Genomic DNA, 19,437 nt, shown 5'->3' on the forward strand with positions numbered 1-19,437 from the left:
GCCGGGTGGGGGGTGGTGGGGCCGTCGCTGCGCGACGAGCTACGCCAGCCGTCGCTGTGCGACGAGCTGCTTTCGGGCCGTCGCTGTGCGACGAGCCACCCCCGGGCCGTCGCTGCGCGACGAGCTACGCCAGCCGTCGCTGCGCGACGAGCTGCTCCGGTGGGCGGTGGCTTGACGAGGTGGGGCGCAGCCTGGTGGTCGAGTAGCCGCGGGACGCGGCGTGTCGAGACCGACCTCCCTAGGGGCGGGAGGGGGGCTCCTCCCCGAACGACGGAGGGCCGCCCACTCGCGTGGACGGCCCTCGGACGCGTGGGGGCTACTCGCCCGAGGGCTCGATGGAGTTGCCGGGCTCGGTCGTGGGGGTCGGCAGGGCGGTGTTCGCGGGGTCGGGAGTGGCCGTCTGAGTGGGGGTGGCCGACGGGGCGGGAGTGAGGGTCGAGTAGGCCTCGAGGGCCGACGTCAGGATCGGCACCAGCAGCTCCTTGCCCTGCTCGGAGCCGTACTGGAAGTAGACGGGGAGGAGGCTGCCCGGCACGGTGTCGAGATCGGCCATGGTGACCGACTCGTCCTTCTGCGGGCCGATCTCGGTGCTGCCGGGAACGATCGTCGCCTCCGCGTCGGTGCGGCCGGTGCTCGAGTCGTACTGCACTTCGAGGGTCTGCGTCTCGTCGCCGGAGTTGACGACGGTCACGACGAGAGTCCCCTCCTCACCGTCGTTCGAGACGATGAACGCGTTGCGGATCGCCAGCTCGCCGATGGTCGCGCCGACGCCGTCGCTGGGGTCGTAGATCTTGCGCGTCGCCTGCGGGGCGACGAGGTTGCAGCCGGCGGTAGCGAGAGCGACGCCGACCGCGAGAACGACGGATGCAGCGATTCGCGCCTTCACAGATACCTCCAGGTCATCGGCCCTGCTCGCCCCGGACAGGGCGGATCCACGGTGCTGGAGCCGGACACCAGATTAGCGTAGCGAGGTCGTGGGCGACGCCCGTCCGAGGGTGCCCCGCGCGAGGGCGCGTGCTACTCTGACCGCCGCTGAGAGGACGTCACGCATGCAGGTCGAGTCCGGCGGGACGCCGGGAACGCCGAGCGCCGCCGTCGTCATCGTGGCCGCCGGCAGCGGCACCCGCCTCGGCCGGGAGCGGCCGAAGGCCTACGTCGACTGCGCCGGCGTCACCATCCTCGAGCGCAGCCTGCGCACGGTGCTGACGCTGCCGGAGCCCGTGCAGATCGTCGTCGTCGCACCGCTCGACCTGGTCGACGAGACGATCCGGCTGTGCGAGTCCGCCGCTGGCCGCGCCGCGTCGTCGGTCGCCGTCACGGCCGGAGGCCCGACCAGGCAGGAGTCGGTCGCGCAGGGGCTCGCGCTGCTCCTCCCGTCGGTCGAGACCGTTCTCGTGCACGACGCCGCCCGCGCGCTCACCCCGGTCGGCCAGTTCGAGCGGGTCGTCGCCGCGGTCCGCTCGACCGGAGGAGGGGTCATCCCCGGCCTGCCCGTCACCGACACCATCAAGCGCGTCGCTGCCGACGGGGCGATCCTCGACACGGTCGACCGCTCCGAGCTCGCCGCCGTGCAGACCCCGCAGGGGTTCCCGCGGCACCTGCTCGACGAGGCCTACGCCGCGGCGCAGGAGGAGTACACCGACGACGCCGCGCTGCTCGCCTCCCACGGGCACCGATCGGTCGTCGTGGCCGGCGACGCGCTCGCCTTCAAGATCACCACTCCCTGGGATCTCGCCCGCGCCGAGCAGCTGCTCGCGCCCGTCGTCCCGTCGGCACCGCCGAGGGTCGGCGTCGGGACCGACGTGCACGCCTTCGACGACGAGTCGCCGCTCTGGCTCGCCGGGCTGCACTGGCCGGGAGAGCGCGGGCTGTCGGGTCACAGCGATGGCGACCCGGTCGCCCACGCGATCTGCGACGCCCTGCTCGCCGCCGCGGGGCTCGGCGACATCGGCTCCCGATTCGGGACGGCCGACCCCCGCTTCCGTGACGCTCACGGTGAGGTGTTCCTCGCAGCGACACGGGAGCTCGTCGAGGCCGCCGGCTTCACGATCGGCAACGTGTCGGTGCAGCTGATCGGCAACCGACCGAAGTTCTCGCCCCGACGCAGCGAGGCGCAGCAGCTGCTCTCCGAGCTGCTCGGCGCGCCGGTCAGCGTCGCCGCGACGACCTCCGACTCCCTCGGTTTCACCGGGCGGGGAGAGGGAGTCACGGCGATCGCCACGGCGCTCGTCCTCCCCACACCCGCGACTCGCGCCTGATCCACCGGTCGGCACTCCCGCCGGGCTGCGAGCGGCGCGCCCGGTAAACTCCCCACCGTGACTCTGCGACTGCATGACTCGAAGGCCCAGGCCCTCGTCGATTTCGTCCCCCTCCGCGAGAACGAGGTCGGGATGTACGTCTGCGGACCCACGGTGCAGTCCTCGCCGCACATCGGGCACCTCCGATCGGCGCTCGTCTACGACCAGCTGCGCCGCTGGCTGCGCTACCGCGGCTTTGCGGTCACCCTCGTGCGCAACGTCACCGACATCGACGACAAGATCCTCGCGATCGCCGAGGAGGCGCGCCTCGCGTCGGCCGACGGCGTCGCCGCGGAGCAGTGGTGGGCCCTGGCCTACCGCGTCGAGCTCGAGTTCACGGCGGCGTACACGGCGCTCGGCATCCTCCCGCCGACCTACGAGCCGCGGGCGACGGCCAGCATCGCCGAGATGATCGCCCTCGTGCAGCGTCTCGTCGAGCTCGGGCACGCCTACCCCGCCCCCGACGACTCCGGCGACGTCTACTTCGACACGCGCTCGTGGCCCGACTACGGCTCGCTCACCCACCAGCGCCTCGAGAGCATGGAGGCGGCGACCGACGCCGACCCGCGAGGCAAGCGCGACCCGCACGACTTCGCCCTGTGGAAGGGCATGAAGCCCGGCGAACCCGACTCGGCCTCGTGGGCCTCGCCGTGGGGTCGCGGGCGCCCGGGCTGGCACATCGAGTGCTCGGCGATGTCGACCAAGTACCTCGGCACGCAGTTCGACATCCACGGAGGCGGCCTCGACCTGCGCTTCCCGCACCACGAGAACGAGCTCGCGCAGTCGACCGCGGCCGGACACGCCTTCGCGAGCTACTGGCTCCACAACGGACTCGTCTCGGTGACCGGGCAGAAGATGAGCAAGTCGCTCGGCAACTCGGTGTTCGCCGCCGAGCTCCTCGACCAGGCCCGACCCCTCGTCGTGCGCTACTACCTCGGCTCGGCCCACTACCGTTCCACGCTCGAGTTCCACGACGGTGCGCTCGAGGAGGCCGAGGCCGCGCTGGAGCGGATCGAGGGCTTCCTCGACCGCTCGCGCCGGCGTCTCGAGGGCACCCGCTTCGCCTCCCTGGGCTCGCCCCTCGTGCCGGACGAGTTCGCCGAGGCGATGGACGACGACCTCTCCGTCCCGCAGGCCATCGGAGTCCTGCACGAGACGGTGCGAGCGGGCAACGCCGCCCTCGACGCCGAGGATCTGGGCACGGTGTCCGCGCTCCGCACGCAGGTGCTGGCGATGGCCGCCGTGCTCGGCATCGACCCCGAAGCGCCCGAGTGGGCGCGCTCGGACGACGAACCCTCCTACCGGGCGCTCAGCGTCCTGGTCGACCGCCTGGTCGCCGAGCGCCAGACCGCGCGCGAGCAGCGCGACTGGGCTGCAGCCGACCGCATCCGAACCGATCTCGCCGCGGCGGGAATCACGATCGAAGACACCCAGACGGGTGCGCATTGGAGTCTCGATGGCGAATAAGGCTGACCGCCCAGGAGCGGTCCGGAAGAAGAGCAGGGGCAAGGCCGTCGGATCCGGCGGACAGGGTCGGCAGGCCCTCGAGGGCAAGAAGCCCACGCCGAAGGCCGAGGACCGCCCCTACCACCCCGCGGGCAAGGCGAAGGCGGCGCGCGAGCGCTTCGTCGCGGCCGGCGGCAAGGGGCGGCCGGGCAGCACGCTGTCGTCGGCCGCCCGTGGGCAGGGCCGGTCGCCCGGCCCCCGCAAGCCCAAGACGGGCGACGAGTCCGAGATGGTGACGGGTCGCAACTCGGTGCTCGAGGCGCTCCGCGCGAAGATCCCCGCGACGACGCTCTACCTGGCGACCCGCATCGAGATGGACGACCGCGTGAAGGAGGCGCTCAAGCTCGCCACCGCGCGCGGCCTCCCCGTCCTCGAGGTGATGCGTCCCGAGCTCGACCGGCTCGCCGGGCCCGACTCGGTCCACCAGGGCCTGGTGCTGAAGGTGCCGCCGTACGAGTACGCCCACCCGAGCGATCTGCTCGAGCGGAGCGTCTCGAAGGGTGTGCTGCCGCTGCTGGTCGCACTCGACGGCATCACCGACCCCCGCAACCTCGGCGCGATCATCCGCTCCGTCGCCGCGTTCGGCGGGCAGGGCGTCATCGTGCCGCAGCGTCGATCCGTCGGTCTGAACTCGGCGGCCTGGAAGACCTCGGCCGGTGCGGCCGCACGCGTCCCGGTAGCGATGGCCGCGAACCTCACCCAGATGGTGAAGGACTACAAGCGCGAGGGCGTCTTCGTGATCGGGCTCGACGGCGACGGCGACACGCCGCTGCCGGGTCTCGAGCTCGCCGATCGCCCGCTGCTCGTGATCGTCGGGAGCGAGGGCAAGGGCCTCTCGCGTCTCGTCACCGAGCAGTGCGACGCGGTCGTCTCGATCCCGATCAGCTCGGCGGCGGAGTCGCTGAACGCCGGCATCGCCGCGTCGGTCGCGCTCTACGAGATCTCGAAGCTCCGAGCCGCCTCGGAGTAGCGAGGCACCCGGCACGATGATCCGCGGCGTTGTCGTCGGTCGCGATACCTCCGGTATCGCTCCCTCCTCCGCCTTGCGGCTCACCGCACCGGGCACCTCGCGATGAACGTGGGGCTCGTGGGGTCAGGAGTACCCGCGAGCCCCGGCAATAAGAGGGTCAGACGTTCTTCGTCCAGTCGACGTCGGCGTCCTCGTCGGTCAGCTCGGCGTCGCCCGAGTCGTCGATCACGAGGTTGGGCAGCGTGAGCGCCTCGGTCGGCGGGGCGATGATCGTCGCCTCGTCGCGGCGGTGGCGGAGGATGTCGTTCACGTAGGCGGTGACGGCCTCGGCGAGCGGGACGTCCCGCGCCTGCTGCTGCGACATGAACCAGCGGTGCTCGAGCAGCTGGTGGAACATCTCGGCCGGCTCGAGGCGCCCCTTGAGGTCGCGCGGGATCGACCGGATGACGGGCTCGAAGACCTGGGCGAGCCATTCGTGCGCGACCATCTCCTCGTCGAGGCCCTGCTTGTCGTAGGTCGCCGTGTACGAGTCGAGGTCGTTGAGGAGTCTCCGCGCCTGGTTCTCCTGCGCGTCCAGCCCGGTCAGGCGCAGCAGCCGACGCTGGTGGTGGCCCGCGTCGACGACCTTCGGCTGGATCCGAACCGTGGATCCGGCCTCGTCGGTCTTGATCGCCAGCTCCTCGATGTCGAAGCCGAGCTCGTTCAGCCTGTTCACCCGGTCGTTGATGCGCCAGCGCTCCGAGGTGGCGAACGACTCGACGCCGGTCAGTTCCTTCCAGAGGCTGCGGTAGGCGGCGACGATGCCGTCCGACACGGTGATCGGGTCGAGGTCGTCGTCGACGCGGCCGCCGGCCTCGAGGTCGAGGAGCTCCCCGGCGATGTTCACCCGAGCGATCTCGAGGTCGTTCTCGCGCTGGCCGTTCGACAGCCCACCGGTGTAGAGCTGCCCGGTCTCGGCGTCGACCAGGTAGGCGGCGAAGGCTCCGGCGTCGCGGCGGAACAGGGTGTTCGAGAGCGAGACGTCGCCCCAGAAGAACCCGATCACGTGGAGGCGGACGAGCAGGAGTGCGAGCGCGTCGACGAGCCGCGTCGCGGTGTCGGGTCGCAGCGTCTGCGAGAAGAGCGCACGGTAGGGGAGGGAGAACTTGAGGTGCCGCGTCACGAGCACCGCGGGCAGTTCGCCCCCCTCGTCGTCGGTGCGATTGGTGATGACCGCGCCGGGCACGACGCAGGGGACGTCGAGGCGCTGCAGGGTCTTCAGCATCTCGTACTCGCGGCGGGCCATCTCGGCGGTCGTCTCCTTCACGGCGACGACGTGGCCCGAGAGGTGGGCGAAGCGGACGGTGTGCCGCGAGATGCCCTTGGGCAGTGCCGCGATGTACTCGTCGGGCCAGTCGTTCAGCCGCAGAGTCCACGGCAGATCGAGGAGAGCGGGATCGACCGTGGCCGAGGTGATGTTCAGAGAGCCGGACATGCTGCGCCGTTCGTGTCGTGAGTCGGACGGTGTGGAGACCGAACGAACGCTGCCGCCGTCCCGGAGGAGACGGCGGCAGCGTTCGTTCGCGTTCGAGGGATCAGGAGAGGCGCAGACCCGACTCGCCGTCGAAGATGTGCACGCGGTGGTTCGCGGTCACGTAGACGCGGTCGCCCGCGGTCGGGTGGACGCGGCCGTCGACGCGCGCGACGATGTCGGTGCGGCGACCCTCGACCTCGGTGTGGCCGTAGAGGTAGCCGTCCGAGCCGAGCTCCTCGATCAGGTCGACCTCGATGGGCAGGCCGCCGGGCTGGGTCGAGACGGTGACGTCCTCGGGGCGCACGCCGAGCGTGACGACCTTCTGGGTCGTCTTCGCGAGCGCCTCGCGGGCGATCGGGAGGACGGTGTCGCCGAACTTGACGCCGCCGTCGGTGACGTCCGCGTGGAACAGGTTCATCGCGGGCGAGCCGATGAAGCCGGCAACGAAGACGTTGGTCGGGTTCTCGTACAGGTCGCGCGGCGTGCCGACCTGCTGCAGGAGGCCGTCCTTGAGGACCGCGATGCGGTCGCCCATGGTGAGCGCCTCGGTCTGGTCGTGGGTGACGTAGACCGTGGTGATGCCGAGGCGACGCTGGAGCGTGCCGATCTGCGTGCGGGTCGAGACGCGGAGCTTCGCGTCGAGGTTCGACAGCGGCTCGTCCATGAGGAACACCTGGGGCTTGCGGACGATCGCACGTCCCATCGCGACGCGCTGACGCTGACCACCCGAGAGGGCCTTCGGCTTGCGGTTGAGGTAGGGCTCGAGGTCGAGCATCTTCGCGGCCTCGAGGACCCGCGCTGCGCGCTCGTCCTTGTTGATGCCGGCGATCTTGAGCGCGAAGCCCATGTTCTCAGCGACCGACATGTGCGGGTAGAGCGCGTAGTTCTGGAACACCATCGCGATGTCGCGGTCCTTCGGCGGAACGTCCGTGACGTTGCGGTCGCCGATCAGGATGCGGCCCTCGTTGACCTCTTCGAGGCCGGCGAGCATGCGGAGGGAGGTGGACTTGCCGCAACCGGAGGGGCCGACGAGGACGAGGAACTCGCCGTCTCCGACCTCGAGGTTGAGCTTGTCGACCGAGGCACGCGTGGCCCCGGGGTAGACGCGGGACGCGTGGTCATAGGTTACGGACGCCATTGTTCTTGCTCCTTCACCGGCAGGTACGTGCCGGACGATCCGAGTGAATGGAAGTGATGGTCGATGCCGCGTGGGCGACGGCGACCAACCGTCACAGTATGCCACGTGCAACGGATCGCGTCAGCGGAAGCCTCCGGGAGCCGGGCGAGAGCTGGCGGGGCAGTGCCGCTGGACGCCCGCCGTTTGGAGGATTCCCAGGGCTCGCGCGTAGGATTCCGCGAGTCGCGCCCGGCGACGATCGCCCCCTCTCACTCGGAGTGTCCTTGTCATGACCAACGGCGGAGCCAACGACCGTCTCTCGAAGAACCAGCGTCGAGAGGCTGCGAGGGAGAAGGCCCGACGGCTCCGTGAGCAGCAGAAGCGCCGCGACCGCGTGAGCAGGATCGCCCTGCAGGGTGGTCTTGCCGTCGTGGTCATCGCGATCGTGGCGGTCGTCGTCTTCGCGGTCACCTCGAGCATCCGCCCAGCGGGCCCCGGGCCGGCCAACATGGCGAGCGACGGCATCGTGATCGGCGAGGGCATGGTCGCCCAGACCTCCGACGCGATCCCCGCAGAGGGCACCCCGAGCCCGAGCGCGCTCGACACCTCGACCGGGACCGTCGACATCCGCGTCTACCTCGACTACCTCTGCCCCTACTGCGGGCAGTTCGAGGCGACGAACGGCGAGCAGATCGAGGAGTGGGTGTCCAGCGGTGCGGCCACCGTCGAGATCCACCCGATCGCGATCCTGACGACGCGGTCGAACGGCACCAAGTACTCCGAGCGCGCCGCCAACGCCGCGGCCTGCGTCGCGAACACGGCTCCCGACTCCTTCTTCGACTTCAACGCCCTGCTCTTCGCCAACCAGCCGGAGGAGGGGACGGACGGTCTCTCGGACGCCGAGCTGAAGGACTACGTCTCGCAGGCCGGGGTCGAGGACACCGCTGCGATCGACACCTGCATCGACGACCAGTCGTTCGTGAGCTGGGTGCGCGCCGCGACGGAGCGGGCGACCGCCGGCCCCCTGCCGGGCACCGACGTCGAGGCCGTCTCGGGCACCCCGACGGTCCTCGTGAACGGCGAGGCCTACTCCGGATCGCTGACCGACCCCGACGCCTTCAGCTCGTTCGTGCTCTCGGCCGCCGCCGTCTCGTACTCCTCGGCCACGCCGTCGGCCACGCCGAGCAGCTGAGCCGCGCGGCGGGGGCTCGCGCTCCGGCCGTGAGGATAGGGAGCCGACGACGGGACTTGAACCCGTAACCGCCCGATTACAAGTCGGGTGCGCTACCAATTGCGCCACGTCGGCAGGTGCGTCGCCGCACCGGGCCACCCTATCGCGGGCGCCGGAGGGTCGACTCCGGCCCGCGAGGTGTGGTCAGGGCTCGAGGATGCTCAGGTGCCGCTCGGCCGGCGTCGGCCGCTTGGGCCCGCCGATCTTGCCGTCGGGCCGACCGACGTAGAGCCAGCCCAGCAGCTCCTCGCCCTTCTCGAGACGGTGCGCCTTGCGCACCTGCTTCGCCCGCGTGTACGAGCCGGTCCTCCAGAACACGCCCCAGCCGGCCTCGTCGAGCAGCAGGCTCAGCAGATGGGCGACACCGGAGGCGACGGCCTCCTGCTCCCAGGCGGGCACGGAGGACTTCTTCACGCTCACCACGACGGCGAGCAGGAGCGACGCGCGGTGCGTCTTCTCGATGTACTTGCGAGCGTCCTTCTTCGAACCTGAGGCCGCGGCGAAGCTCCGCCCCACCCTGTCGCGCGCAGCGCCGCGGATCTCGATCACGCGCCACGGGCGGAGCGAGCTGTGATCGGCCAGGCGCGAGGCCGCCGAGACCAGCGCGGCGATCTCCTCGTGGCCCGGCGCCTCCGAGGTCACCTTCGAGCGGGACCGCCGCGCGAGGACGGCCTCGAGGACCGGTGCTGCGGCCACCCTCACTCGCTCTCGGCCTGGAAGTTCAGGGCGAGGGAGTTCATGCAGTAGCGGTCGCCGGTCGGCGTCCCGAAGCCGTCGGGGAAGACGTGGCCGAGGTGGGAGCCGCAGCTGGCGCAGCGCACCTCGGTGCGGACCATTCCGAGAGTGCTGTCCTCGATGAGCTGGACCGCCTCGGGGCGGACGGACTCGTAGAAGCTGGGCCATCCGCAGCCGGAGTCGAACTTCGTTCCGCTCTTGAAGAGCTCCGCGTTGCAGGCGGCACAGGTGTAGAGGCCGGAGCGGTGCTCGTCGAGCAGCTCGCCCGTCCACGGACGCTCGGTGGCGGCTTCGCGCAGGACGGCGTACTTCTCGCGGTCGAGCTCCTCGCGCCACTGGGCATCGGTCTTGTTGACGGAATACGACGACATGGGTCTCCCTAGGATTCCTCGTCAGTTTACGGGGAGGGGCGTTCCCCTCTTCTCTCGTAAACTCCACCGCGTGCAGGTGAATTCCGTGATCGTGAAGGCGTGGAGCGAACTCTCGACCGCGGAGGTCTACTCCTTCGCACGCCTCCGGACCGATGTCTTCCTCCGCGAGCAGAGGGTGGACGACGACGAGCTCGACGGGCGGGATCTCGAGCCGACGGCACTGCACTGGTGGATCGCGGACGCCCGCGGGACCGCGGCCTATCTCCGCACGCTGCACGACGCGGAGGCGGAGCACGCGGACGCCCACCGCGTCATCGGCCGCGTGGTCACCCGCGCCGATCGTCGGGGTGAGGGCCTCGCCCACAGGCTGGTCGAGGCCGTCGTCGCGCGTTTCGGCGACGAGGCGATGCTCCTGCACGCGCAGTCCCACGTCGCCGGGCTCTACCGCCGGTCGGGCTTCGTCGCGTTCGGCGACGAGTACGAGGAGGCGGGGATCACCCACGTGAGCATGTACCGGAGCGCCTCCGCCGAGCCCGGCGCCGCTCTGCCTACCCTGGAGCGGTGAGCGGGACCACGGACACCGGACGGACGCAGGGCGCAGCTCTGACTGATCGCGATCGTCGCGTGCTCGAGTTCGAGCGCGAGTGGACGGCGCGCACAGGAGGCAAGGACGACGCCATCCGCGCTCAGTTCGGCCTTTCGGTCGCCCGCTACTATCAGGTGCTCGGCGCGGTCCTCGCCTCCCCGGCGGCTCTCGCCCACGACCCGATGCTCGTCACGCGGCTGCAGCGCATCCGCGACGGGCGCGCGGGCGCCCGCGCCGCGCGACGACTCGGGCGCCCCGAGTAGATCCGCTGCTCGAGCCCACTGCAACGGAAGGCCGGCCGTCACCCCGATGTCGAACACGCACCCGAAGGACCGCTTCGACGAGATCCCGGCCACCGAGGGTCGTGTCGGAGCGCATCGCCGACCGCCGCTCCCGCACGCGCGGGCGATCGCGTTCGCGTGGGCCGCGCTCGCGACGGGCGTGATCGTGCTCCTCGGGTTCATCGGACTGCTCGTCATCGACAACCGGGTCCAGTTCAACGACGTGTTCACCGCGCCGACCGGCCTGGCCGAGACGAGCGCGACGCCGACCACCGTCCCCACGGTCGATGCCTCCCTCACGGTCGCCGTCCTCAACGGCACAGCGACCGCGGGTCTCGCCGCGAGTGCCGGGCAGGTCCTGACGACCGCGGGCTGGAACGTCCCGACCGTCACCAACGCGAGCACCGAGGACGAGACGACGACCACGATCTACTACGCGGATCCCGCGCTGGAGGGTGCGGCGCTCGGGCTCGCGGGCTCGCTCGGCACGGGCACCCTGGTGCAGACGCAGGACTTCGTCGAGACGGCGAACCTCGTCGTCGTGCTCGGTGCCGACTTCACCGCCGGATAGCGACCGGAGGGGTCCCGATCACCTCGGATCGGCCCCGATTCCCGCGGTCGGCGGCCGCTTCTGTTTCCAGCACGTTTAATCCATGTTGAATCCCGGGCAACTCTTTCCCGATGTCCGGGATCAGCCCTTTCCGGCCCGAAACGCTCCATTAGTATTCCCAACCAGGCACCTGCGCATCGCATGTGTCGCGGGCAGCACAGCACTGGGGAGTGGAAATGGCGAACGGAACCGTCAAATGGTTCAACGCTGAGAAGGGCTACGGCTTCATCACGGTCGACGGCGGCGGGCAGGACGTCTTCGTCCACTACTCCGCGATCGACATGTCCGGATACAAGGTCCTCGAAGAGGGTCAGCACGTCGCCTTCGAGGTCGGCAGCGGATCGAAGGGTCCGCAGGCCGAATCGGTGCGCGTGGTCTGAGTCCCCGCGTCGTCACAGGAGCCGTCGTCCGCCTCGCGCGGACGGCGGCTCCTGTCGTCGTGCCCGGCGCCGACGTCACTTGCACTCGTCACCCGCGAGTGCCAGAATCGCTCTTGGCACTCGCTCCATCCGAGTGCCAATCAAGAATTTTCCTGACGTCCGGGAGGGACGAAAAACACACATGGCCAAGATCATTGCTTTTGACGAAGAAGCCCGCCGCGGCCTCGAGCGTGGACTCAACACCCTGGCCGATGCGGTCAAGGTGACCCTCGGCCCGCGCGGCCGCAACGTCGTGCTCGAGAAGAAGTGGGGCGCTCCCACCATCACGAACGACGGCGTCTCGATCGCCAAGGAGATCGAGCTCGACGAGCCGTACGAGAAGATCGGCGCCGAGCTCGTCAAGGAGGTCGCCAAGAAGACCGACGACGTCGCCGGCGACGGAACCACCACCGCGACCGTCCTCGCTCAGGCGCTCGTCCGCGAGGGCCTGCGCAACGTCGCAGCCGGAGCAGACCCGATCAGCCTGAAGAAGGGCATCGAGAAGGCCGTCAAGGCCGTCACCGCCGAGCTCGTCGCGGGCGCCAAGGCCATCGAGACCAAGGAGGAGATCGCTGCGACCGCCTCCATCTCGGCCGCGGACCCCGAGATCGGCGCGATCATCGCCGAGGCGATCGACAAGGTCGGCAAGGAGGGCGTCGTCACCGTCGAGGAGTCGAACACCTTCGGCACCGAGCTCGAGCTGACCGAGGGCATGCGCTTCGACAAGGGCTACCTGTCGCAGTACTTCGTGACCGACCCCGACCGCCAGGAGGCGGTGTTCGAGGACCCCTATATCCTCATCGTCAACTCCAAGGTCTCGAACATCAAGGACCTCCTCCCCGTCGTCGACAAGGTGATCCAGGCGGGCAAGCAGCTGCTCATCATCGCCGAGGACGTCGACGGCGAGGCGCTGGCGACCCTGGTCGTCAACAAGATCCGCGGCATCTTCAAGTCGGTCGCCGTCAAGGCTCCGGGCTTCGGTGACCGTCGCAAGGCCCAGCTCCAGGACATCGCGATCCTGACCGGCGGCCAGGTCATCTCCGAGGAGGTCGGTCTCAAGCTCGAGAACGTCACCCTCGACCTGCTCGGCTCGGCCCGCAAGGTCGTCATCACCAAGGACGAGACCACGATCGTCGAGGGTGCCGGCGACGCCGAGGCCATCGCCGGCCGCGTCGCGCAGATCCGCGGCGAGATCGAGAACACCGACAGCGACTACGACCGCGAGAAGCTCCAGGAGCGCCTCGCGAAGCTCGCCGGTGGTGTCGCGGTCATCAAGGCCGGAGCCGCGACCGAGGTCGAGCTCAAGGAGCGCAAGCACCGCATCGAGGACGCCGTGCGCAACGCGAAGGCCGCCGTCGAGGAGGGCATCGTCGCCGGTGGTGGCGTCGCCCTCATCCAGGCCGGCAAGCTCGCCTTCGAGAAGCTCGAGCTGGTCGGAGACGAGGCGACCGGAGCGAACATCGTCAAGGTCGCCATCGACGCCCCGCTGAAGCAGATCGCGCTGAACGCCGGCATGGAGCCCGGCGTCGTCGCGGCCAAGGTCCGCGAGCTCCCCACCGGACACGGCCTCAACGCCGCTACCGGCGAGTACGTCGACCTCATCGCGGCGGGCATCATCGACCCGGTCAAGGTCACGCGGTCCGCTCTGCAGAACGCGGCGTCGATCGCCGGTCTCTTCCTCACCACGGAGGCCGTCGTCGCCGACAAGCCGGAGAAGAACCCGGCTGCCGCGGGCGGCGACCCCACCGGCGGCATGGACTTCTGAGTCCAGGCCCACCACCTCGAAGGCGGTTCCCCTCAGGGGGAGCCGCCTTCGGCGTTTCCGCGGACCGCCGCGCGGGAGGAGGGCGCCGCGACGGTCGCGCCTCCTCCCGTCCCGGCCGCTCAGTACGCGAAGAGTCGGGCGTTGGCCTGCTCGGTCTCGGCGTACTGCTGCGCGGCCGTGCCGAGTGCGAGCATGATCGTCGAGAGCCCCTCGTCGACCTGGCTCTGGGTGGTCCGCCAGACGCCGACGACCCCCTGGAACGCAGTGGACGCCTGGCCGGACCACGACGCCTCGAGGCTCGTGAGCTGCCCGAGGAGGCCGGCGACCTCGGCCTGGATGCGCTCCATGTATCCGTGCGCCGTGCCGTTCATGGCCGTGAGCGCGTCGATGTCGGTCTGGTAGTGGGTCACTGGAGGGTCCTCTCGCTGAGCTGCGCACCGGGCGGCGCGTGCGAGAAACCTAGAACCGACGCGACCCGCGGCGCGGCCCGTCAGACCGAAGCTGGGGAGGATTCGCCGTTCGGGCCGACGGTGAGGAGCGGCAGGGCGACCCGGAAGGTGGCGCCGCCTCCCGGAGTCTCGACGACGTCGACGCGACCCTTGTGCGCGCTGACGATGGAGGCGACGATCGCGAGGCCGAGCCCGCTGCCTCCGGTCTCGCGCGTGCGCGAGGTGTCGGCCCGCCAGAAGCGCTGGAAGATCTTCTCGCGGATCTGCGGCGGGATGCCGTCGCCGTGGTCGATGACCTCGAGCAGGGCCAGGCGGCGCGAGCGGTCGACGGCGACGCCGATCTCGATCGGAGTGTCCTCCGGCGTGTAGCGGACGGCGTTGCCGATCAGATTGGTGAGGACCTGGCGGATCTTGTTCTCCTCGGCCATCACCATCGCGGGCACGCCCGGCTCCTCCGGCGCGATGGCCGTCCCGGCGGCGAGCTCCTCGGCCATGACGCGACGCGGACGACGGCGGAAGCGCGCGAGACGGGCGCCGGCCGCGGCGATCGGCCCGGTCAGACCGGGGGAGGCCATCTCCATCGTCTGCGTGCTCGCGCCGTCGGGCTCGTCCGACTCGAGGGCGGGCGTCTCGACGGGAGTGTCGTCGCGCGTCTCGACGCCGAAGTCGCGATCCGGCCACGACGCCATCGCGTCCATCGCGGCGTCGCGGGCGAGCGGCATGAGGTCGACCGGGGCGAGGGCCAGGGGCTTGGTCTCGTCGAGCCGGGCGAGCTCGAGCAGGTCCTCGACGAGTCCGCCCATGCGGATCGCCTCCTTCTCGATGCGCTCCATGGCCTGGCCGACGGCCTCGGGAGTCTGGAGCGCCCCCATGCGGTAGAGCTCCGCGTAGCCGCGGACCGAGACCAGGGGGGTTCGCAGCTCGTGGCTCGCGTCGCCGACGAAGCGGCGCATCTGGTCGATGGTGCGCGCCCGGTCGCGGAAGGCGGTGTCGATCCGCCCGAGCATCGCGTTGAGGGAGCGGTTGAGACGCCCGACCTCGGTGTTGGGCGTCGTGCCGTCCAGGCGCTGGCTGAAGTCGCCGTCCGCGATCGCGGCTGCCGTCCGCTCGACCTCGCGGAGAGGGGCGAAGGTGGTCGTCACGAGGAGCCGGGTGAGCATCGCGCCGATGACGACGATCGCGACTCCGAAGCCGAGGAAGATCGTCAGGTACAGCGTCATGATGTAGTCGACGTTGCGAGTCGACGTCGCCAGCAGCAGCGTGGCGATCTGGTTGCCCTGCGAGTAGGTCGTCGCGACGACGTGGTACTCGATCTTCCCGTTCGCGCTGTACAGCTGGCGGGCGTCGTCGTCCATCGCCAGAGCCTGCTCGATGGTGAACGTCTCGGGGAAGACCGGGTCGTTGCTCCCGACGGCTGTCGAGTCCTGCGGATTGCCGGCGGCGTCGTAGAGCGCGCCGATGTACAGGTTGTCGTCGTCGCTGAGCCCGGCCTCTCCGCTGTTCTTCAGCGCGTCGGCGACGGACTGGGCCTTGATCGTCAGGTCCTTGTCGAGCTGAGCGACGAGCTGGGGCTTCAGCATCGTCATCGTCCCGATGCCCGAGACGAGGAGTCCGAGGGTCAGGAGCAGGACGGTGACGGCGGTGATCTTGGTGCGCAACGAGATGGAGTTCCACCGCTCGGCCAGACCCTGGTGCATGGCGGTGGAACTCCCTCGAGATCGTGCGGGCGGTGACGCCTCCGGGGGAGTGCATCACCGGGCCGGAGGTCAGACCTTCGCGACCTTCAGCATGTATCCGAATCCTCGCTTGGTCTGGATGAGCGATTCCTCCGAATGCGTGTCGAGCTTACGTCGGAGGTAGGAGATGTAGGACTCGACGATGCCCGCATCGCCGTTGAAGTCGTACTCCCAGACGTGGTCGAGGATCTGCGCCTTGCTGAGCACCCGGTTCGGGTTCAGCATCAGGTAGCGCAGCAGCTTGAACTCCGTCGGGCTCAGCTCGACGGGCTCGTCGCCGACGAGGACCTCGTGCGTGTCCTGGTCCATGGTGAGCTCGCCCGCCCGGATGACCGCGTCCTCCTCGGCGTGCATCGTGCGCCGCAGGATCGCCTTGATGCGCGCGACGATCTCGTCGAGGCTGAACGGCTTGGTGACGTAGTCGTCACCGCCGACGGTGAGACCGGTGATCTTGTCCTCGGTGTCGTCCTTGGCGGTGAGGAACAGGATCGGCGACGTGTAGCCGGCGGAGCGCAGGCGCTTCGTGACGCCGAACCCGTTCATGTCGGGCAGCATCACGTCGAGGATGATGAGGTCCGGCTCCTCCTCGAGGACTGCGGAGATCGCCTGGGCGCCGTTGCCGACTGCGCGCACGGCGAAGCCGGCGAAGCGGAGGCTCGTGGTGAGCAGGTCGCGGATGTTGGGTTCGTCGTCGACGATGAGAATGCGGGGTCCGTCCATGGGGGACAGTATCTGCGCGTCGACTGTGCGAAGTCTGGGAGTCGGATGCCCGGTCGCTCGGCGGCGGCGTCGTGGTTCCCGAGAGTGCGGCGCCTAGGAGGCTCGGCGTCGTCGGACGCCCACGATCAGCATCCCGATCATCATGAGGAACGCGATCGGCAGGCCGACGAGGGGGAGGGCGAAGACGAACTGCCACAGTGCGCCGCCGTACTCGCGGACCCCCAGCATCGGCGCGATCAGGATGGCGAGGAACGCGATCACCACGACGACGATGATGGCGATGAACATGTAGGCGAGCGTCCGCTCCGCGCGTCCGATGCCCGCCGGCTCCTGTGGCTTCACGGGACAAGGATAGGGCGGCGCGGTGTCGACTAAACTGATGGTCGCTTCATTTCCAGGAGGGGTTCTGCATGCCTACCGGCAAGGTCAAGTTCTACGACGAGGAGAAGGGCTTCGGCTTCATCAGCACTGATGACGGCCAGGAGGTCTTCCTGCACGCTTCCGCGCTGCCCTCGGGGACCGCGGTGAAGGCCGGCACTCGCCTCGAGTTCGGCATCGCCGACGGGAAGCGCGGCGCGCAGGCGCTCTCGGCGCGCGTGCTCGATGCGCCCCCGAGCATGGTCAAGCTCAACCGCAAGTCGGCCGACGACATGTCGGTGATCGTCGAGGACACCGTCAAGCTGCTCGACGGCATCGGCACCGGCCTCAAGCGCGGACGGTACCCGGACAAGGCGCACGGGCGCACGATCGCGGCGCTGCTGCGCCGAGTGGCGGACGAGCTGGATGCCTGAGGTCGACGAGACGGCAGGCGGCTCCACGCCGCTCGAGACGGACGGTCTGATGATGACGTTCTCGGACCGGAGCGTCGACGTCGCCGCCGCCCCGGCCGAGGGCGACCGCGCCGACGAAACTCCCGAGAACGACCTCCCCGCGGAGGCGACTCCGACCGCCGGGACGTCCGCGGACGACGGCTCCGCGACAGCAGACGGCGACGCGGTCGCCGATCCGGTCGAGCCCGAACCGGTGTACGAGGTGGATCCGGTGCTCGGCGGTTCGGTGGAGCGTGCGCGAGCGGCGCTCGCCGAGATCACTCCGGTCGAGACGATCGGCGAGCTGGTCGCCACCCTCGCGCAGGGCGAACACGTCGTCTCGCTGCAGTTCGCGAACCTGGTGCGGGGCTACCCCGGTTGGCTGTGGACGGCGACGCTGTCGCGCATCGACGAGACCGAGGACGTGAACGTGCTCGAGGTCGAGCTCCTGCCCGGCGAGGGCGCCGTGCTCGCGCCGGACTGGGTGCCGTGGTCGGTCCGCCTCGCGGACTACACCTCGGCGCAGGAGGCAGCGGAGAGCGAGTCGGACGACGAGGACGAGGACGACCTCGTCGACGACGAGTTCGACGAGACGGAGGTCCTGGACGCGGACGTGGAGGACTCGGACGACGACGACGAGGACGACGACGACTCTGAGGACGACGACTCTGACGACGAGGACTCTGACGACGAGGACTCGGATGACGACGACGACCCCGACGACTTCGACCCGTCCGACGAGGACGAGCGCGACCGCTGACCGCCCCGGTCGGTGACCCGCGGGGCGGTCGGGTGATTGTCGACTCCGACGCCGCCGTCGCGGATGCCGACGGAGCGCCGCAGATCGGTGCGTCGCGTCAGCGCCGGTTCCGGCTGTAGAACAGGCCGATCGTGCCGAGCACGAAGCCGATCACGACGGTCGACAGCACGACCGAGGGGACGGCCGCTCCGACGGCGACGGCGATGAGCACGCCGACCAGCGCGAGTGCCCAGGCGATGCAGCCGACCAGCAGGGCGGTGGCGTCATCGCTCGGGTAGGGCGGCGGGCTCGGGCGACGCTCATCCGGTCTCAGCCACACCCGCATCCGGCTCACCCGCTCAGTCGGCCAGGCGCTCGACGACGTAGTCGATGCAGCCGAGGAGGGATCGGACGTCGTCGGGCTCGATCGCGACGAACGTCGCGACGCGGAGCTGGTTGCGGCCGAGCTTGCGATAGGGCTCCGTGTCGACGATGCCGTTCGCGCGCAGGATCGTCGCGACCAGTGCGGCGTCGACGGACGCGTCGAAGTCGACCGTCGCGACGACCTGCGAGCGGTGCTCGGGCACCTCGACGAACGCAGTCGCGATCGGAGACGACTCGGCCCAGTCGTAGATCGCCGAGGACGACTCCGCGGTGCGCGCCGACGCCCAGGAGAGGCCGCCGGAGGTGTTCATCCACTCGAGCTGCGACTCCATCAGGAGCAGGGTCGCGAGGGCGGGAGTGTTCAGCGTCTGGTCGAGCCGCGAGTTGTCGACCGCGTTCTTCAGGCTCAGGAACTCGGGGATGTAGCGGCCGCTCGCCGCGATCCGCTCGACCCGCTCGATCGCCGCGGGGGAGAAGAGGCCGAACCAGAGGCCGCCGTCGGAGGCGAAGTTCTTCTGCGGGGCGAAGTAGTAGACATCGGACTCGGCGGCGTCGAAGGCGATGCCTCCGGCTGCGCTGGTCGCATCGATGACGGTGAGAGCACCGTCGTCGCCGTGGACTCGGCGGACCGGCGCCATGACTCCGGTGGAGGTCTCGTTGTGCGGCCAGGCGTAGACGTCGACGCCCTCGACGATCTCGACCTCGCTGCGCGAGCCGGCCGGCGCGCTGATGACATGGGGAGGCTCGAGGAAGGGCGCGCCGGCGGCCTTGGCGAACTTCTGACCGAACTCGCCGAACGTGAGGTTCTCGGCGCGCCGCTCGATGAGCGAGTAGGCGGCGGAGTCCCAGAACGCGGTCGAGCCGCCGTTGCCCAGCAGCACCTCGTAGCCGTCCGGGACGTCGAAGAGCGTCGCGAGATGCCCGCGAACCCGGGCGACCAGGTTCTTCACGGGAGCCTGCCGGTGGGAGGTGCCGAGCAGGTGAGCCCCCTCCGTCGCGAGGTGTGCGAGCTGGTCGTGGCGCACCTTGGACGGACCGCAGCCGAAGCGTCCGTCGTGGGGGAGGAGCTCGCGAGGAATGGTGACGTCGGGCATGCGTTAATACTAGGGTTCCCGGCTCGCCCCGCCTTCGAGTGACGAAGGCCGGAGCGCCGTGCGTGCGCTGATTCAGCGCCACGGCGCCCACTAAGGTTGAGCGCG

The 19,437-nt window shown here is 69.9% G+C and carries 22 protein-coding genes and 1 tRNA gene; 11 read left to right on the forward strand and 12 right to left on the reverse strand.

From position 1 onward, the window contains the following. Positions 1-316 precede the first annotated feature (316 nt). Positions 317-886 (reverse strand): hypothetical protein, encoded by a 570-nt coding sequence (locus B9Y99_RS03265; protein WP_085475148.1) that lies wholly within the window; start codon positions 884-886, stop codon positions 317-319. 163 nt (positions 887-1,049) lie between these two features. Here B9Y99_RS03265 and ispD point away from each other — a divergent pair, with 163 nt between their 5' ends. From ispD to rlmB, 3 genes are read left to right on the forward strand one after another with little or no spacing between them, the layout of a single operon-like run. Continuing rightward, a complete protein-coding gene (ispD, locus tag B9Y99_RS03270) occupies positions 1,050-2,258 on the forward strand; it encodes a 2-C-methyl-D-erythritol 4-phosphate cytidylyltransferase (RefSeq protein WP_085475149.1) in 1,209 nt (402 codons plus the stop codon). A 57-nt stretch (positions 2,259-2,315) separates the two neighbouring features. After that, complete coding sequence (gene cysS / locus B9Y99_RS03275) at positions 2,316-3,764, forward strand: cysteine--tRNA ligase (protein WP_085475150.1); 1,449 nt, start codon at positions 2,316-2,318, stop codon at positions 3,762-3,764. Next, positions 3,754-4,773, forward strand: a complete 1,020-nt coding sequence (rlmB, locus tag B9Y99_RS03280; RefSeq protein WP_085475151.1) for a 23S rRNA (guanosine(2251)-2'-O)-methyltransferase RlmB — start codon at positions 3,754-3,756, stop codon at positions 4,771-4,773. The genes cysS and rlmB overlap by 11 nt, the downstream gene beginning before the upstream one ends. Before the next feature lie 157 nt (positions 4,774-4,930). On the opposite strand, the gene B9Y99_RS03285 is transcribed toward rlmB, so the two are convergent. Then, a complete protein-coding gene (locus tag B9Y99_RS03285; protein ID WP_085475152.1) occupies positions 4,931-6,247 on the reverse strand; it encodes a DUF4032 domain-containing protein in 1,317 nt (438 codons plus the stop codon). 100 nt (positions 6,248-6,347) lie between these two features. Next, positions 6,348-7,424 (reverse strand): ABC transporter ATP-binding protein, encoded by a 1,077-nt coding sequence (locus B9Y99_RS03290; RefSeq protein ID WP_085475153.1) that lies wholly within the window; start codon positions 7,422-7,424, stop codon positions 6,348-6,350. Between the two features lie 268 nt (positions 7,425-7,692). Here B9Y99_RS03290 and B9Y99_RS03295 point away from each other — a divergent pair, with 268 nt between their 5' ends. Beyond that, the gene (locus B9Y99_RS03295; RefSeq protein ID WP_085475154.1) at positions 7,693-8,595 is read left to right on the forward strand and encodes a DsbA family protein; all 903 of its coding nucleotides are present in this window, start codon (positions 7,693-7,695) and stop codon (positions 8,593-8,595) included. 41 nt (positions 8,596-8,636) lie between these two features. On the opposite strand, the gene B9Y99_RS03300 is transcribed toward B9Y99_RS03295, so the two are convergent. From B9Y99_RS03300 to msrB, 3 genes are all read right to left on the reverse strand, one after another. Then, positions 8,637-8,709 (reverse strand) — tRNA-Thr (locus tag B9Y99_RS03300). Between the two features lie 69 nt (positions 8,710-8,778). Next, a complete protein-coding gene (locus B9Y99_RS03305; protein ID WP_244274752.1) occupies positions 8,779-9,330 on the reverse strand; it encodes a nitroreductase family protein in 552 nt (183 codons plus the stop codon). Between the two features lie 2 nt (positions 9,331-9,332). Beyond that, complete coding sequence (gene msrB, locus B9Y99_RS03310) at positions 9,333-9,740, reverse strand: peptide-methionine (R)-S-oxide reductase MsrB (protein ID WP_085475156.1); 408 nt, start codon at positions 9,738-9,740, stop codon at positions 9,333-9,335. A 70-nt stretch (positions 9,741-9,810) separates the two neighbouring features. On the opposite strand from msrB, the gene B9Y99_RS03315 reads away from it, so the two are divergent. The 5 genes from B9Y99_RS03315 to groL all read left to right on the forward strand — a co-directional run bounded on the left by B9Y99_RS03315 (position 9,811) and on the right by groL (position 13,401). After that, the gene (locus tag B9Y99_RS03315) at positions 9,811-10,305 is read left to right on the forward strand and encodes a GNAT family N-acetyltransferase (protein ID WP_244274753.1); all 495 of its coding nucleotides are present in this window, start codon (positions 9,811-9,813) and stop codon (positions 10,303-10,305) included. Continuing rightward, the gene (locus B9Y99_RS03320; RefSeq protein ID WP_085475158.1) at positions 10,302-10,589 is read left to right on the forward strand and encodes a DUF3263 domain-containing protein; all 288 of its coding nucleotides are present in this window, start codon (positions 10,302-10,304) and stop codon (positions 10,587-10,589) included. Before B9Y99_RS03315 ends, B9Y99_RS03320 begins: the two co-directional genes overlap by 4 nt. Before the next feature lie 46 nt (positions 10,590-10,635). Beyond that, the gene (locus tag B9Y99_RS03325) at positions 10,636-11,178 is read left to right on the forward strand and encodes a LytR C-terminal domain-containing protein (protein WP_085475159.1); all 543 of its coding nucleotides are present in this window, start codon (positions 10,636-10,638) and stop codon (positions 11,176-11,178) included. Positions 11,179-11,393: 215 nt separating this feature from the next. Further along, positions 11,394-11,597 (forward strand): cold-shock protein, encoded by a 204-nt coding sequence (locus B9Y99_RS03330; protein ID WP_056036943.1) that lies wholly within the window; start codon positions 11,394-11,396, stop codon positions 11,595-11,597. Between the two features lie 181 nt (positions 11,598-11,778). Then, complete coding sequence (groL, locus tag B9Y99_RS03335) at positions 11,779-13,401, forward strand: chaperonin GroEL (protein ID WP_085475160.1); 1,623 nt, start codon at positions 11,779-11,781, stop codon at positions 13,399-13,401. Between the two features lie 119 nt (positions 13,402-13,520). Here the strand turns inward: groL and B9Y99_RS03340 are convergent, their stop codons facing one another. From B9Y99_RS03340 to B9Y99_RS03355, 4 genes are all read right to left on the reverse strand, one after another. Next, positions 13,521-13,811, reverse strand: a complete 291-nt coding sequence (locus B9Y99_RS03340) for a WXG100 family type VII secretion target (protein ID WP_085475161.1) — start codon at positions 13,809-13,811, stop codon at positions 13,521-13,523. 80 nt (positions 13,812-13,891) lie between these two features. Beyond that, on the reverse strand, positions 13,892-15,547 hold the full coding sequence (locus B9Y99_RS03345) for a sensor histidine kinase (RefSeq protein WP_085475162.1): 1,656 nt from the start codon (positions 15,545-15,547) through the stop codon (positions 13,892-13,894). A gap of 69 nt (positions 15,548-15,616) precedes the next feature. Beyond that, positions 15,617-16,306: a response regulator transcription factor gene (locus B9Y99_RS03350; protein WP_085475163.1), complete on the reverse strand. Its 690-nt coding sequence runs from the start codon at positions 16,304-16,306 to the stop codon at positions 15,617-15,619. A 93-nt stretch (positions 16,307-16,399) separates the two neighbouring features. After that, complete coding sequence (locus tag B9Y99_RS03355) at positions 16,400-16,648, reverse strand: hypothetical protein (protein WP_244274754.1); 249 nt, start codon at positions 16,646-16,648, stop codon at positions 16,400-16,402. A gap of 68 nt (positions 16,649-16,716) precedes the next feature. Here B9Y99_RS03355 and B9Y99_RS03360 point away from each other — a divergent pair, with 68 nt between their 5' ends. Together B9Y99_RS03360 and B9Y99_RS03365 are read left to right on the forward strand one after the other, a co-directional pair. Continuing rightward, on the forward strand, positions 16,717-17,097 hold the full coding sequence (locus B9Y99_RS03360; RefSeq protein WP_085475164.1) for a cold-shock protein: 381 nt from the start codon (positions 16,717-16,719) through the stop codon (positions 17,095-17,097). Further along, complete coding sequence (locus B9Y99_RS03365; protein WP_129587872.1) at positions 17,090-17,875, forward strand: DUF3027 domain-containing protein; 786 nt, start codon at positions 17,090-17,092, stop codon at positions 17,873-17,875. Before B9Y99_RS03360 ends, B9Y99_RS03365 begins: the two co-directional genes overlap by 8 nt. A gap of 97 nt (positions 17,876-17,972) precedes the next feature. On the opposite strand, the gene B9Y99_RS03370 is transcribed toward B9Y99_RS03365, so the two are convergent. Then, positions 17,973-18,209, reverse strand: coding sequence for a DUF2530 domain-containing protein (locus tag B9Y99_RS03370; RefSeq protein WP_129587873.1), 237 nt, complete (start codon positions 18,207-18,209; stop codon positions 17,973-17,975). A 4-nt stretch (positions 18,210-18,213) separates the two neighbouring features. Further along, entirely contained in the window at positions 18,214-19,332 is a 1,119-nt protein-coding gene (gene serC, locus B9Y99_RS03375) for a phosphoserine transaminase (RefSeq protein WP_085475166.1), read from the reverse strand. Positions 19,333-19,437 lie beyond the last annotated feature (105 nt).

Origin of the sequence: Rathayibacter oskolensis (genome assembly GCF_900177245.1) — a bacterium.
In the GTDB taxonomy this organism is placed as follows: domain Bacteria; phylum Actinomycetota; class Actinomycetes; order Actinomycetales; family Microbacteriaceae; genus Rathayibacter; species Rathayibacter oskolensis.